This window comes from Sphingobacterium sp. UBA1897, from assembly GCF_002337775.1.
GTDB classification, from domain to species: domain Bacteria; phylum Bacteroidota; class Bacteroidia; order Sphingobacteriales; family Sphingobacteriaceae; genus Sphingobacterium; species Sphingobacterium siyangense.
Map to the genome: position 1 here is coordinate 74,443 of NZ_DDGR01000029.1, position 14,696 is coordinate 89,138.

Below are 14,696 nucleotides of genomic sequence, written 5' to 3' on the forward strand. Positions count from 1 at the left end.
GATTAATTTTAATCTAACGGACATAAACAACTGCCAAACATATAACAAGGATATGATGAAGATAAAAGCATTTACATTAAATATAGGCCTTTTCCTTTTTGCTGCAACGACTTTCGCGCAGAACAAAGCGGAGTTAAAATCATTGCTAAATAAAAACAGTGAATTTGTATTTCCCCAGACAATAGATAAAATAGCGGCTACATTAAACGTAAAAACAGTCTTCTATGAAGATGCCAACGAAGAAAAGTATGCAAAATGGATCACAAAATCCGGCTTGGAACTTTATAGCAATTATGGGGCTGATAAATCCGTCAATGAACTATTTTTTGATATCCCTGAAGACAAGTTTCTGGTTGTCGAAGGGTTGCCTTTTGATCTTGCGATCAATAAAACAACAGTCAAAGAGGCGCTCTCAAAATTCAGCCGACACAATGTTAAAAAGGAAAAACTTGATGCTGGAAGCTCTTTTCCGGGTGGTACCAGACTAACAATGAAAACAGGGACACATTTTACCACTTTACTTTTCGATAGCAAAAATCTTTTAAAGTTCATAGGCTTGACAACCTCTTTAATTGACCCCGCTGCCAATTAAAGACAAGGGGTCAATATACAATTTATTAGCTAGGTTGCCCAAGCATGATCACCCTTTTCATAAGGGAAATCGCCGTTATATTTCCCTGGGATTTTCACATAACGGAACACTTCCGTGGCGCCTAATTTTGAGCTAAAAAAAGTAAGCAGTGTAAGCTGTTTAAACAGCGTAAAAAAATGGGGCAGTTCATTAGCTGCTTTCTTTTCATCGTAATCTTGTGCTTCCTTGTCCAAAATATCAACAAAAGCAGTTTGGTCTTTTTTGTCGAGTTGCTGAAATTTACGTCCGAATTCTTTCTTGGCACGTTCGTCAATTCCGGCTGATCCAGTCAAAAAAACCTGCTGTTCTTCAAGTTTATAGCAGTCTCGCACTAGAACGGGAATTTCAGAACCTACACCAGCTTCTTTCGCCCCTGGGGTAGTAGTTTTAGGAAGAATCGCCTCCGCGAGATCTCCCAAAAAATCGATTGATTTTGGATCAAAGAGCATTTCTATATCTTTCGAAGCAGACCTCTGGCATCCTTCCAAAAATAACGAAGCACCAATAACTGTTCCTCCCATGAGCATGGCCACACGTTGTATTGCTTCTCGTCTATTCATAATTATTGCATCATAAAATATTAAAGATTCCCTTTTTTTAATTCATTAACAGCAAAATCTACGGCCCTTGCAGTAAATGCCATATAGGTAAGCGATGGATTCACACAGGAAGACGAAGTCATAAAGGCCCCATCTGTCACAAAAACATTTTTAGCATCCCATACTTGGTTAAATTTGTTTAATACCGAGGTTTTCGGATCATTGCCCATCCGTGCCGTGCCCATTTCATGAATTCCCTGTCCCATACTAAACCCGTTGTCGTAGGTTGTTACGTCTTTGACACCGATAGATTCCAACATTTCCTTCATTTCATTGCTTGCATCAACCCGTATTTTTCGCTCATTATCCTTAATCTCTGCATCTATAGCCAATACAGGAAGCCCCCACTTATCTTTTACAGATGAATCCAATAGGACTTTATTTTCGTGATATGGCAGTATTTCGCCAAATGAAGTAAACCCCACTCCCCAGCTTCCGGGCTCGGCGATAGCATCTTTCCAAGCCCCACCCACGCTCCTATTATCTACTTTGCCCGACCATTGTCCCCTTGAAGCTCCGCCCTGATAGCCAAAACCACGTATGTAATCTCTCTTCTTGGTATCGCCGGCAATATTGGCAAATCGGGGTACATATAATCCATTGGCGCGTCGTCCAAAAATATGTTTATCCTCAAATCCTTCAACTCTTCCCCCAGCTCCACTATTTAACATGTGATCCATCAGATTATGTCCCAGTTCACCACTGCTGCTCCCAAGACCACCTTCCCATACATCAGTAGCTGAATTCATTAACACCCAGGTGGAATTTAAAGTCGAAGCACATACAAAGACAATTTTAGCAAAATACTCGTAGGTTTGATTCGTCTCCGCATCAACAATTTCTACTCCTTTAGCTTTCTGTGTATCCCGATCGTAAATAATGCTTTTTACTATTGAAAATGGTCTTAGGGTAAGTTTTCCAGTCTTCACTGCTGCGGGCAATGTTGCAGACTGTGTACTAAAATAAGCGCCGAAATTACAACCCAGCCAACATTTGTTCTGGTATTGGCAATTAACACGGCCGTGATGGGGCACTGTTATGTTGGCTACCCGGCCAATTATAAAGTGTCTTTTTCCCTGATAACGCGATTTCAAGCGCGCAGCAAGATCTTTTTCCACAATATTCATATCCATTGGCGGCATAAATTCGCCATCGGGCAGCACCGCTATACCGTCTCTATTACCTGAAATACCCGCAAATTTCTCAACGTGACTATACCAAGGTGCTATATCTTTATAACGTACCGGCCAGTCAATACCATGCCCGTCTTTGCTATTTGCCTCAAAATCAACATCCGACCATCGATAACTCTGCCGCCCCCACATAAGCGAGCGCCCGCCAACGTGATAGCCCCTGAACCAATTAAAGGGTTTTATTTCCTTATATGGACTTTCTGTCTCATTAGTCCAAAAGTCGATGTTCCCTTCGTTCATCCATTGATTTTTAATTCCAAAAGGTAAGTAGTGCTGTGCTCGATCCAAAGGTACCCGACCCCGATGCGGAAATTCCCAAGGATCTTTGTTTGGTGATGGGTAATCTTTGATATGCTCAATATTGCGTCCTCTTTCTAACATGATGGTTTTCAATCCACGTTCCGTTAGTTCCTTGGCTGCCCAGCCACCTGTGATCCCAGACCCGATGACAATTGCATCATAAACATTATTTGCCATTTATTTATAATTGGTTTATTTGGTTATTACTCAAAGGGAAGTTTCCCTTTAAAATAAAGTCTCCTCCACAATCAAGCGCTGCAAAGATGCCTGACAGTTATACCTAGTTTAGACGCTCCATTCTTATATTTTGGAAAGTGTAAGCATGAATCGTCTAAACAAGTTTAAGGTTTTTTTTTGATTTTATTGCAACCGGTTGCAAATTTTTGTAATATTGTATTAAACAAGCAGGTAGCTTGGATAACCAAATTATAATAGTATAAACGACAGACTGAGCCATTTCTTCAATCGCATTGGAATATTGATCTGTTTTGTACGTAATAGAGTCTTTTTCAAAACACAATACATATGACAACAATTAAAGGTCCTGCCATCTTTCTCGCACAGTTTATCGGTGATGAAGCTCCGTTTAACTCTTTGGACTCAATCTGCCAGTGGGCAGCGGCACTTGGCTATAAGGGTATACAACTACCAACTTTGGATGCCCGTTTTATCGATCTAGAAAAAGCAGCGCTCGATAAAAGCTATGCACTTGATCTAAAAGCTAAAGTACAGTCATTTGGATTGGAAATCACCGAACTTTCAACCCATCTCCAAGGGCAATTGGTGGCTGTGAATCCAAGTTTCGATGATCTATTTGATGCTTTCGCACCACAGCATTTACATGGTAATCCTCAAGCAAGACAACAGTGGGCGATCCAGCAATTAAAATATGCCGTACAAGCTTCCCACAACCTCGGACTTAAAGCGCTAGCAACCTTTAGTGGCGCCTTTCTATGGCCATTTATATACCCTTGGCCACAAAGACCAGCTAACCTGATCGAAACGGGTTTCGCTGAACTTGCAAAATTATGGTTACCCATTCTCGATGAATGTGACTTGTATGATGTTGACCTATGTTATGAATTACACCCTGGAGAAGATCTCCATGACGGTGCTACTTTTGACTTATTTCTCGAAAATGTAAATTACCACAAGCGGGCAAACATTCTCTATGATCCCTCCCATTTTGTTCTTCAATGTCTTGACTATCTTCAATTCATCGACATTTACCATGAGCGAATTAAAATGTTTCATGTTAAAGACGCTGAGTTCAATCCTTCTGGTCGTCAGGGTGTCTATGGTGGTTTCCAGAGCTGGCAGTCAAGAGCCGGTCGTTTTAGATCAATTGGTGATGGCCAAGTGGATTTCAAATCTATATTTACCAAACTCACACAATATGATTATCAAGGCTGGGCTGTACTGGAATGGGAATGTGCATTCAAGAATGCTGAAGATGGTGCGCGGGAAGGCGCGCTGCATATTAAAGACTATATTATTCGTGTTACTGACAAGGCATTCGATAATTTTGCTGCCGTCGAAACCAATGATAGCCTTAACCGTAAACTATTGGGTTTGTAATTACAAAAGATATCGTCATTAAAAATTCAACTTTATGCGCAATACAAAACTAAAAATGGGCATGGTCGGCGGTGGAAAAAATGCATTTATTGGGGCTGTACATCGTATGGCTGCAGGAATTGATGGTCAGATTGAATTATGTTGCGGCGCACTGAGCGCTGATCCCCTTGTTGCAAAAGAATCCGCCGCGCTTTTAGGTCTTCCAGAGGAAAGGAGCTATGGAAGTTATCAGGAAATGATTTTCAAGGAAAGTAAGCGCCCAGCGGATGACCGCATGAACTTTGTCAGTATAGTCACGCCGAATTTTGCTCATTTTGAACCAGCAATGATGGCTCTGGAACATGGCTTCCATGTCGTGCTTGAAAAGCCGATGACGCTGACAACAGAACAGGCCGAATTGCTCCAACAAAAAGTAGCTGAAACAGGATTGATACTCTGTGTTACATACACCTACTCGGCCTATCCGATGGTAAAACAAGCCCGTCATCTTGTCAAAGAAGGCCAATTAGGTTCGATTAGAAAGATTATGGTAGAATATCCGCAGGGTTGGCTCAGTAAGATGATCGAAAATGATCTTTCTTTGGCCTTTTGGCGGACAGATCCCGAAAAGAGTGGAAAAAGTGGGTGTATGGGCGATATTGGAACACATGCTGCCCACCTAGCAGAATATATTTCAGGTTTAAAAATCACTAAAATGTGCGCCGATCTTCAAACATTTGTGACCGGAAGAAAACTTGAAGATGACGGCAATATATTACTTGGATTTGAAAATGGAGCCACAGGCGTACTATCGGCATCTCAAGTTGCCGCAGGAGAAGAAAACGCATTAAAAATTAGAGTATATGGTGAACTTGGAGGATTGGAATGGAACCAGCAGGATGCAAATACACTCATCTTTAAACAGCTCGATGCGCCGACCCAGCTATTTCGTGCAGGTCAACAATACCTTTCACCAATCGCCAAACATAACATCCGTCTACCGGCCGGTCACCCCGAAGGATATATAGAAGCATTTGCCAATATTTATAGAAATTTTGCAGCCACGCTATTGGCATCTATGCAAGGTATAGAGCCGCGAGAAGAAGATACAGATTTTCCTACCGTAGCTGATGGTCTGCGTGGCATGAAGTTCCTAGAAACTGTGATTGCCTCGGGAAAATCAACACAAAAATGGACCGATTTTATTCGTTAGATATATACTTACCATAAGTGGCCAATGTCATTTGCTACCTGAACAAACGACATTGGCTGCACACTTTAATTTTTCTGTATTGACTGAGACATCTGGTTCAAATATCCCTCATAGTTTGAATAAGGTTCCTTGATCCTACCATTTGGTTTCAGATAAAGAAATCCTTCCTGATTATCCAAAATGACATTAAAATGGTTCAGAATCTGATTTCCAAATAAACTTGGTCTGCCATTACGCTTGGCCGGATCAGCGGCATTCGTCACAATATCTTTAAATTCAACACCAGCTATTGAAGCATTCAAACGGATAATCTTCCGGTTACCGATCATGGTAAGTGGCTCTAGATCGTCCCAATTGTTTCCTATACTGGTAAAATCTTCACCTAACAACATCGTGCCATCACGACCTGTATCAAAAAGGAACCAAAAATCAAATTGCCGTTGATTATGTCTAAAAGCAGCTTTAAACTTTGGTCGATTTTGTTCGTAAAATATCGGAAGCTTTGTATACTCCTTTGCTTTGGTGGGGAGATCGCGATGAATTACCAATTCCATTTTGTCATAATCGATTTCAATAATGTGATTTCGAAAGAAACTGTTACCTATAATAAGATCTTCAAAGGACTTCATATTACCGACCTCTGTCATTGACACATTTTTCCAGACCATAGACCCAATACGCAATTGATTACCTAGGCTTGTCCGCTCGCTATTGACCCCGTCGGTATTCGAAACTGTCGTAAACGATGAAAATGATAAATCCAGCTGCTTTGAGTTATTTCTATTGACAACACCTGTTCCTGCTCCTAAATCAAACTGTATCGCGACATTTTTCTTGTTAATTGTTCCATTCAGGAAAATCCTTGAGCCAATAAGACGAAAAGGTATTGGCATAGGAAACGGATCATTTTGATCCAATACAGGTAGATCAGGTGGTAGTTGAGCATTTATACGAATGTGACAAGAATCCGTCCCATTCAATAGTACTATAAAATCATACATCGCTCCGGGTTTAGTCATAACAGTTAATTCCTCCTGATCTGTTTTAAAAACGACTGTGCTTTCTTTCGTTGGAATATTCACGAAATAGACATCAGGGTTTGCTTTAGGATCTAATTTCCAGTCGACATGGCAATAGGTGCCGTCTTTAATACGGACTTTCTCAGATGAAGCTTTGATCAAAGTTATCCTATTTTGTGGAAAGACGTTCGTCATCGTAAAAAGAGAAAGAAAAATAACAAAGGTAGCCAAGGCCATATGGCTTTTCCTTTTTTGATAGTGTGTTTTCATAATTTTGTATTTTTTTTCAAGATCAAAGAAAAAAAATACCAGACGAAGAGTACACTTTTGCATCCCGACAATATCCCGACAGCTACCCGACAATTGTATAACAGTCGCTATAAAATACTAATATCGGGCAAAATCCGTGCATTCTCACCTTTATTTAATCCGATCGCATTTCGCAGTATAACGATAATATTCATAAGAATCCAACATAGCGGAATAAGCAATTTCACATTGCTTTTAACACCTAGCCAATCGTTGAGCATAAAAATAACAAGCATCAGTAACACCGCGATTAAGGTAGATACGATTTGTATTGAGATTAACTGACGAACCTTATACGAATGCTGTTTTTTTAACAGCATGATTGCAATGGGCACCAAAACATTTAATGGAGGCAATATAGAAAAGGGTAAGGAAGAAAGATTGATAATCTTGATCCATGTGAGATTTTCGGATTCAGCAGGCATATCATATGCAGAAAACTCCGATTCGTCCACATGCAATGCCTGTGCAAGTGCACGAAGGGTGTAGCCCTTTGGTGGCTGCCCCGCTTCAATCCGCTGAATTGTTCTTACTGAAATACTTGATTTTTGTGCTAGTTCCTCTTGGGTTAAATTGAGTTTCTCACGTAATGATTGTAATTTATTCATAAACAATAGATCGATCTTACGATCAAATTTACAGAATTTGGCCGTAAAAATTCATCAAATCGAACGTTTATGGTTCCTTGGGAAAGTTAGCATCCTCTTCGGTAACCGTCTGCTCCTCAAGCGTTAAAGGAGCTGGAGGTATTTCGGTTACATTACGCTCAATTTCCTGCGTTTCAACGTGCACGGCATATTGCGAGGGTTCAATAGGGATTCCCATTACAGTGGCATACTCCCTTGTGTAGATTGCACCAAAATATAAAATGGCTGCTGTGTAATAGACCCAGAGAAGGATCAGCACAAATGAACCTGCCGCTCCATACGTATCTTGGGTTGCAGAATGCTCCAGGTAGACTCCAATTAAATAACGTCCCAATACAAATAAAATTGAAGTAAATAAGGCGCCCGCACGTACTGTCCGCCAATGTATATTGACATCCGGAAGCGCTTTAAATATGACACTAAATAACAAGAATATAATTCCGAAGGACAATGCAAAGTTAATCCCATCCATTAACATCACCGTTATGTCCGGGAAATAATGCTGTAGCTGATCTGTCAATGCTAATATTACACCATTTACAATCAATGTAACAACTAACAAGAACCCCAACCCAATCACCAAAGATGAAGACAATAATCTATCCTGAATCAATTTTAACCAGCCTTTTTTCGGCTTCGCCCTTACATGCCAAATCTTATTGATCGAATTCTGTATATCCCCAAAAACAGTCGTTGCTCCTAAAATCAATGTAATACCACTGACAAGCAATGCCAGGTTTGATTTTCCAGAAAGTTGCAAATTCTGAATAACCTCTTGAATCTGTCTTGCGGCACTGCTTCCCACCAATCCACGGAGTTCCAAGAATACTTTCCCTTCAATTGCATCCTCACCATAAAAAATTCCGGCTAAGGCAATCATTAAAACCAATATTGGACCAATAGAGAAAACAGTATAATAGGATAATGAAGCACTATACTTCATCGAATCCTCATTCAAAAATCCCGAGACCGTACTTTTTAAAATTCGCCAATAGGTTTTCACCTTACTTCTACTTTTAGTTCGTTTATCCATGTTCTTGTACTTTGTACTCAAGAACAAACCATTGAGAAGCGAAGAAAGTTTGTAATTAGTGTGATTTAATGCGAGTAGTCCGCTATAGTTCCCTGGAGAACCAAGCGATTGTGGTCTACAACTTTCAGACTCAGCGTAATATCTGAAGCGATGGTTTTCAATAATAGAATCGGTGATATTTTAGCTTCACTTGGCCAATCTACCAAATGAACTGCAACATGGGATAGCTCAGCTGTCTTATTGTAAGCCACATTAAGTTTATCAATGTCCTTTGACGTGGTCAGCAAACTAAACTCCTTATCTTGTTTTTGAAACCATTGATAAAATAATTTACTGGGGAGGAACCTGCGCATGTCGTTATCTCCACGCATGGCTAATCTTACTTCTGGAACTTTCGTTTCGTAGGGTGTTTTCTCTTCGATCGTTTCGAAATTTTCGTCAACCGCATAATTAATAATGGTATCTGTTTGAATGACCTTGTTTTTCAAAATTTCAATATCGACGTAATTTCCATCCAAATGTGCTATAATAGAATCAGCGGCTATAGGAAGTTCGCTAACTAATTGCTTTAGCTGATTTTTAAGTTGACTATTGGGGATATTGATCCAAGCTTTACCAATGTATTTTGAGGAAACGAGTTCTCTAACAAGATATTCCTTCGGAAAGCTCCAATCTGTTGAGAAAAACTCACCAGACACATCGAGATGGTCTCCTTTCAATTCAAACTCAATAAAATTATCCGTTGAAATATCACTATAACGCAGTGATTTACCTGTCAATGTACTTGGACGGTTAATAAATTGTTCGATGGTAACCCGGTCTTCTTTTGATTGAATTAACTGAAGCATTTCTTCTTTCTTTGTGTCAAGATCAAAGCCTAGACTTAGCAGCAGGTCATCCCCTTTCCAGATAAATGCGATTTTGCTCGGTTGATGATAGGCATAGCTCACATCAGGGGCTAGGTTACTTTCTACTGCACCAACCTGTATCACATCTTTTAGAAAGGTCAAAAATTGTTGCTTATCCTTTAGCTGAAAAAAAGCATAAAAGTTTTTGGGGTGGGGCTCCAAAGCAAAAAGAAATACATTCGCTTTGATATCAATTCCATTGTCTTTGAGTTTACTTAGTTTTTGACCAAAATCCTGTCCCTCTTTCGGCGCTGACTGCCATTTATTAAAAAACTGATTCAAAAGAATATCATCTAATGATACGGTCAACAAAGCCTTACTTTTTTTATGGACCAATGATTTGTAGGATTCTTGCTGTCGTAGTATGTAACCGCCCCAGGCAACGATCGCCAAAAGTACGAGGACAGCTATCGTCCAAAGTATTATTTTTTTAATCATATCAATTGAATCAGTAATTTTTGGTTGTTTATCTCCTAAAAGCTCCTCTGAAAGGTCCCTCAAGCTGAAAAAGTTATATTTCGCAGTATTAGGCGCTCTAAGAAAAACCTAGATTTGAAATTTTGTTCTGAAACAGATTCTATTTAAAATAGACCGATGAATCTTAAAATAGATCAATGAATCGAAGACCGAAACAATGTCTTCTCTTGAAATAGCGCAAAATACTAGTTTTCAACAATGCACTTGATACCTTCTATTTTAAATCAATAATAGCAAAAGTATCAAATGCCTGGAGATCTTTTCATCCCTGAAATCAGGGAATTGGCGAATTTAATTAGGTTTCCCGAATTAATCCGTATTCAATAGCCGATTTTACTGCAGCAGTAACACTTTTGGTTTGAAATTTCTCCATTAGATTCTTGCGATGGCTTTCTACCGTATGTGAACTGATAAACAATGAATCTGCAATTTGGTTTGTTGTCATTCCTTGCGCCACGAAAGTAAGCACTTCTTTCTCACGACGTGTCAATTTTGGTACTTGCTTAAGCCCCATTTCCACCTTCTTGTTCAAGATAGCCTGAGTTTTTTCACAGAGATATCTTCTTCCAACAAGAACAGCGGAAATGGCAGCAAGTATTTCATCACCATTTGCATTTTTCTGTAAATAGGCATTGGCACCCTCATTTAAAATGCTGTTGATCACTGCAAATTCATTGTGGACACTAAACGCAATAATTTTTAAATCCTTATTGCTTTCCTTCAGACCTTTAACCAAATCGATACCGTTAGCATCCGGTAGATTGATATCGAGCAGCAATACCAATGGCATATCAGTGGCAATACGATGGAACAGTTCAGTTGCACTGGAATACATACCCACTACTTCAAAATCCTCATGCGCATTTATAATGTTTTTCAATCCCTCAAGTAGCAAAGGGTGATCATCTGTAATCGCTATTTTTATCATTTTTCCAAAAAGTTAAATCATGGGTAATTCCAATTCTATGGTTGTACCCGCTCCATTCTCCGACATAACTTTTATTTCCCCGTTTAGAAACGAAAGTCTTGATCGCACATTATGCATTCCTGCAGAATGCTGCAAATCGACACTTTCCATATCAAAACCCTTGCCATCATCTTCAATTGTAATATGTAAACGTTTATTATGTGAAGAAAGCTGTATTAAAATGTTGGTCGCATTAGCATGCTTCAACGCGTTATTCACCAATTCTTGAATAATTCTATACAAAGAAATCTCCTGTTCCGTACTTAGGGTTGATTCAAATTGTAAAAATTCACATTCAACTTGACATGTAGATTGACTCATTCGGCTTGCATAGTCTCTTAAAGTTTCTTTCAAACCATATTTTACAATTAAATCTGGCATAAGATTATGCGCAAGCCGGCGAAGTTCATCGACAGCCCCGTCCAGCAAATCAATGCTTCGATCGATTCTTGCTTTCATGGTTTCTTGCTCCAAAGCATTTTTATTGATGGCTGATAATCCCAATTTGGTACTCGACAGTAAACCTCCCAATCCATCATGAAGATCGCGAGCAAGACGGGTACGCTCTTTCTCTTCCCCTGCCAACATCGCAGTCAGGTTTTTAATGGCATGTTGTTGATTATTCTTTTCTATCTCAAGCTCATGCAAATGTTCCTTTTGCTTCAATGCCTTTGAACGCTGCCAGTAGGCGTAAAATAACAATACGATCACAATCAAACAACTGATAAATAACCAGATATAGATCGAGTTCATCCGTGATTTGAAAGCAATCTGTTTTTTGGAAACATCAAGCTCCTGTAAGCGTTGTTCATTTTCCAGTCGGCTTAATTGCAGATCCTGCTCCTTCTTATCCCGTTCGAGCTGCAATACTTTAAGTTGCTGGGTTCGATTCAGTTCATTTAACTTCAAATTCTCCACCAGTTGATGCTGCCTATCATTCAAGGCTTTCATCAACTTGATCTGCTGTTCCTTTTTCTCCCCTTCCAATCGAAGCCGCATTAACTTTTGGTTTTGCAGTTCACGTTCATACTTCAGCTCCAGCTGCTTCGTCTTATCGAGTTTATCCGAATTAAATGCTTTTTCAAATACATCTATGTAGCTTTTTTGATAATTGAAAGCCTCTTCATATTTACCTTCCTCAACACTTACTTCGGCCAGTCTACTAAACAGGCTTAGTCCCACTTGATAATCGTAATGGGCCTCTCTTTGAAGATTGTACAGTGCCTGCTGTAGATATTTTTTTCCTTCCTCGCGATGCCCCACTTTGAAAGACTCATCAGCGAGGATACCATAAGCAGGTATTGTAATGGCATATTGCTCCGTTTCAGCAGCAATATCTAAAGCCTGTCTGGCGTAGGATATCGCTTTCTTACCGCCATTATCAGGATAAAACTCATGGTACAGATTCGCCAGATTAACCGAAACATACGCTAGATCAGTCGGATTAACCAAATGCTTCTCATTCTTATTGATCAAATTATAAGCCTCAAGATAGTGTTGTTCAGCTTTCCTCAATAAATCACGATCTGCATTATTCGATCTATATTCCTCTTCAAATAGATAACCAGCCTGCATGTAGGCGTCAAATAGGCTATTGACATTCTTCCCTTCTTTAGCCGTTTCTAACAAAAGAGAAGTATACTTTTCTTGAAAATCATAATTGCGTTGGTTTGCATATATTGCTGTCAGTTCCTTATAAACGGCTAGTTTTCGAGCGATATTTGCGTCAGTCTGTGAAGCTTTCTCTAAAAATGAAATTGCTTTATGAAATTGAGAAACGGCTTCATCCTCCTTATTCTGCCTTGTCATAACCCATCCATCACAATAATACACATAACCTTTAATTCCATTATCCCGGACAATCGGTAGCACAGATTTAGCATGTTCTAAATAATACCGTGATTTTTCATATGCATGATCGTTAAAGCTGTTCATGGCTGCAATACAATTCAAATAAGCATAATATTGCTTGTCAGGATAATTTCTGGCCAGCTGAATATTATCATTAAGCAGTTGACTGGCCAGTACTTTTTCATTATTAAAATATAAGCCCTGCGCATATTTTCCAGTCAATACAAACCGCTCCTTGCTTCCTAAAGGAAGACTGTAATATGATTTCTTTAACTCTTGCAGCTGTTCTTGGGCAAGAATAGCACTACAAAAGCACAAAAAAACAAAAAATATTAGTATCGATTTCCAAAAAGTTCGAACATGCCCCATAAAATCAAATCTTCCGTCTAGCTATGTGAATTGGCCAAACTTAGATAAATTTACCCTTATACGCAATTCATTCTCTCGAAAACAACTTAACTTCTCGCTGTTATTGACCTAATTAACCGAACCTTACCAAACAAAAAATTGTACCTTTGTAACAATGAAGTACATCTATCTTTTTCTTGCCATAGCCGCTGAGATATTTGCAACCACTTTTCTAAAGAAGTCTGCAGGTTTTACCCTTATAAAACCTACCCTTATCTGTATTGTAGGTTATATTATTGCCTTCTATTTTTTAAGTATCACACTTAAATACCTCTCCGTCGGAATATCCTATGCAATTTGGTCTGGGGTTGGTATTGTAGCCATTACGCTGATTGGTATGTTCTTATTCAAACAGATCCCCGATACAGCAGCCATTATCGGCATGGTCTTGATTGTCGTTGGAGTCATTATTATTAATCTCTTTTCAAAAATGGGCGCACATTAGCTGATCTAAGATCTAAATTTGTACTTTTGTAACTTACATAAATAAAAGGATACGTGTCGTTAGAGAAACTAAAACTTAGCAAAAGATTGACTGCTACGATGACCGAACTCGGTTACTTAGCTCCAAAGGAAATTCAAAGTAGATGCATTTCCAGAATTCTTGGTGGACAGGATGTGATTGCCATCGCTCCGGAAGGTGCTGGCAAAACCACAACTTATGTCTTATCTACCTTGATGAAGTTGAAATTCACAACAGATGAAGCTCCGAAGTTTTTGATCTTGGCGCCTAATGAAGAACGTATCGACGAAATTGTTGAGAGATTCTACCAATTAAGCAAAAATAAAGGTCTTCGCATCATTGGATTACGGGCTTCAGGTAGCATGGAAGAAGAAATCGAAGAACTGGTTGATGGAAAAGATATTGTTGTAGCTACTCCAAATCGTGCAAGAGCGATCTATCTTAAATTGGCCTTGAATCTCAACCGTATTCAGACACTAATTATTGATGATGCTGAAGAGATTATCAAACAAGGAATGCAAAATACAGTAAGGGAATTAGCCGAAAGCTGTGGAAAGGTACAACATTTGGTTTTCAGTACTGTTGAACACCAAAAACTTTATGACATGATCGACAATTTCATGAATGAAAATTGTGCCTCAGTCGAAATAGATGAACTTGAAAATGACACTGTCGACACCCTGGATCTATTATTATATCATGTTCCCAATTTCACAACAAAGATCAATTTATTAAATCTTCTGTTGCAGGATAAAGAAGTATTTCAAAAAGTAATCGTCTTTGTAAACTCGAAACTTACTGCCCAAAAGTTGGCCAGCAGTTTGTTCAGTAGCAATAAAGAAGAAATTGCTATCCTCAATCCATTGTTCTACGATGATTTTGGCTACGAGACCATGGAAGATTTCAAGGAAAATAATCAATCTCGTGTCTTGATTATTGCACGGGAAAATACAAACGATGTGGACCTTTCCGCTATTCCATTCATTTTTCAATTTGAGTTACCGAATGAAAAGGAGGAATTCTTAAATCATCTTGTTAAAAATGACGATAATGAAGAATCAGTCGTGTTGACTTTCACAACAGATCTGGAATTACCAATGGTCAAAAAAATAGAACAGGCC

The 14,696-nt window shown here is 39.1% G+C and carries 13 protein-coding genes; 5 read left to right on the plus strand and 8 right to left on the minus strand.

The genetic code is table 11. The annotated features are described in order from the left end of the window. Positions 1-52: 52 nt before the first annotated feature. On the plus strand, positions 53-592 hold the full coding sequence (locus tag B4N43_RS20495) for a hypothetical protein (RefSeq protein WP_145326854.1): 540 nt from the start codon (positions 53-55) through the stop codon (positions 590-592). 29 nt (positions 593-621) lie between these two features. On the opposite strand, the gene B4N43_RS20500 is transcribed toward B4N43_RS20495, so the two are convergent. Together B4N43_RS20500 and B4N43_RS20505 are read right to left on the minus strand one after the other, a co-directional pair. Then, positions 622-1,191, minus strand: coding sequence for a gluconate 2-dehydrogenase subunit 3 family protein (locus B4N43_RS20500; RefSeq protein WP_286736039.1), 570 nt, complete (start codon positions 1,189-1,191; stop codon positions 622-624). Between the two features lie 20 nt (positions 1,192-1,211). Further along, the gene (locus B4N43_RS20505; protein ID WP_286736040.1) at positions 1,212-2,900 is read right to left on the minus strand and encodes a GMC oxidoreductase; all 1,689 of its coding nucleotides are present in this window, start codon (positions 2,898-2,900) and stop codon (positions 1,212-1,214) included. 348 nt (positions 2,901-3,248) lie between these two features. Here B4N43_RS20505 and B4N43_RS20510 point away from each other — a divergent pair, with 348 nt between their 5' ends. Both B4N43_RS20510 and B4N43_RS20515 read left to right on the plus strand, forming a co-directional pair. Continuing rightward, positions 3,249-4,301, plus strand: a complete 1,053-nt coding sequence (locus B4N43_RS20510; protein ID WP_145326857.1) for a sugar phosphate isomerase/epimerase family protein — start codon at positions 3,249-3,251, stop codon at positions 4,299-4,301. A gap of 34 nt (positions 4,302-4,335) precedes the next feature. Next, positions 4,336-5,493: a Gfo/Idh/MocA family protein gene (locus B4N43_RS20515; RefSeq protein WP_145326858.1), complete on the plus strand. Its 1,158-nt coding sequence runs from the start codon at positions 4,336-4,338 to the stop codon at positions 5,491-5,493. Positions 5,494-5,558: 65 nt separating this feature from the next. Here B4N43_RS20515 and B4N43_RS20520 read toward each other — a convergent pair whose 3' ends face one another. The 6 genes from B4N43_RS20520 to B4N43_RS20545 form a co-directional block, all read right to left on the minus strand. Beyond that, the gene (locus B4N43_RS20520) at positions 5,559-6,782 is read right to left on the minus strand and encodes a retropepsin-like aspartic protease (RefSeq protein WP_286736042.1); all 1,224 of its coding nucleotides are present in this window, start codon (positions 6,780-6,782) and stop codon (positions 5,559-5,561) included. Between the two features lie 107 nt (positions 6,783-6,889). Beyond that, complete coding sequence (locus B4N43_RS20525) at positions 6,890-7,429, minus strand: helix-turn-helix domain-containing protein (RefSeq protein WP_145326860.1); 540 nt, start codon at positions 7,427-7,429, stop codon at positions 6,890-6,892. A 67-nt stretch (positions 7,430-7,496) separates the two neighbouring features. Further along, positions 7,497-8,501 carry a YihY/virulence factor BrkB family protein gene (locus tag B4N43_RS20530; protein WP_145326861.1) on the minus strand — a complete coding sequence of 335 codons (1,005 nt, stop codon included), beginning with the start codon at positions 8,499-8,501 and terminating at the stop codon, positions 7,497-7,499. A 65-nt stretch (positions 8,502-8,566) separates the two neighbouring features. Further along, a complete protein-coding gene (locus B4N43_RS20535; RefSeq protein WP_286736043.1) occupies positions 8,567-9,847 on the minus strand; it encodes a hypothetical protein in 1,281 nt (426 codons plus the stop codon). 334 nt (positions 9,848-10,181) lie between these two features. Next, positions 10,182-10,814 (minus strand): response regulator, encoded by a 633-nt coding sequence (locus tag B4N43_RS20540; RefSeq protein ID WP_120334131.1) that lies wholly within the window; start codon positions 10,812-10,814, stop codon positions 10,182-10,184. Positions 10,815-10,826: 12 nt separating this feature from the next. Then, positions 10,827-13,022 carry a sensor histidine kinase gene (locus tag B4N43_RS20545; protein ID WP_286736044.1) on the minus strand — a complete coding sequence of 732 codons (2,196 nt, stop codon included), beginning with the start codon at positions 13,020-13,022 and terminating at the stop codon, positions 10,827-10,829. Between the two features lie 205 nt (positions 13,023-13,227). On the opposite strand from B4N43_RS20545, the gene B4N43_RS20550 reads away from it, so the two are divergent. Together B4N43_RS20550 and B4N43_RS20555 are read left to right on the plus strand one after the other, a co-directional pair. Next, positions 13,228-13,557 carry a DMT family transporter gene (locus B4N43_RS20550; RefSeq protein ID WP_286736045.1) on the plus strand — a complete coding sequence of 110 codons (330 nt, stop codon included), beginning with the start codon at positions 13,228-13,230 and terminating at the stop codon, positions 13,555-13,557. A gap of 53 nt (positions 13,558-13,610) precedes the next feature. Then, on the plus strand, positions 13,611-14,696 hold a 1,086-nt coding region (locus B4N43_RS20555), incomplete at its 3' end, for a DEAD/DEAH box helicase (protein WP_286736046.1).

What these genes read in the sequence shown, in the direction of transcription:
- B4N43_RS20530 (WP_145326861.1), bottom strand. Translation starts at nt 8,501, where the DNA reads ATGGATAAACGAACTAAAAGTAGAAGTAAGGTGAAAACCTATTGGCGA.
- B4N43_RS20535 (WP_286736043.1), bottom strand. Translation starts at nt 9,847, where the DNA reads ATGATTAAAAAAATAATACTTTGGACGATAGCTGTCCTCGTACTTTTG.
- B4N43_RS20525 (WP_145326860.1), bottom strand. Translation starts at nt 7,429, where the DNA reads ATGAATAAATTACAATCATTACGTGAGAAACTCAATTTAACCCAAGAG.
- B4N43_RS20500 (WP_286736039.1), bottom strand. Translation starts at nt 1,191, where the DNA reads ATGAATAGACGAGAAGCAATACAACGTGTGGCCATGCTCATGGGAGGA.
- B4N43_RS20520 (WP_286736042.1), bottom strand. Translation starts at nt 6,782, where the DNA reads ATGAAAACACACTATCAAAAAAGGAAAAGCCATATGGCCTTGGCTACC.
- B4N43_RS20495 (WP_145326854.1), top strand. Translation starts at nt 53, where the DNA reads ATGATGAAGATAAAAGCATTTACATTAAATATAGGCCTTTTCCTTTTT.
- B4N43_RS20505 (WP_286736040.1), bottom strand. Translation starts at nt 2,900, where the DNA reads ATGGCAAATAATGTTTATGATGCAATTGTCATCGGGTCTGGGATCACA.
- B4N43_RS20510 (WP_145326857.1), top strand. Translation starts at nt 3,249, where the DNA reads ATGACAACAATTAAAGGTCCTGCCATCTTTCTCGCACAGTTTATCGGT.
- B4N43_RS20515 (WP_145326858.1), top strand. Translation starts at nt 4,336, where the DNA reads ATGCGCAATACAAAACTAAAAATGGGCATGGTCGGCGGTGGAAAAAAT.
- B4N43_RS20550 (WP_286736045.1), top strand. Translation starts at nt 13,228, where the DNA reads ATGAAGTACATCTATCTTTTTCTTGCCATAGCCGCTGAGATATTTGCA.
- B4N43_RS20540 (WP_120334131.1), bottom strand. Translation starts at nt 10,814, where the DNA reads ATGATAAAAATAGCGATTACAGATGATCACCCTTTGCTACTTGAGGGA.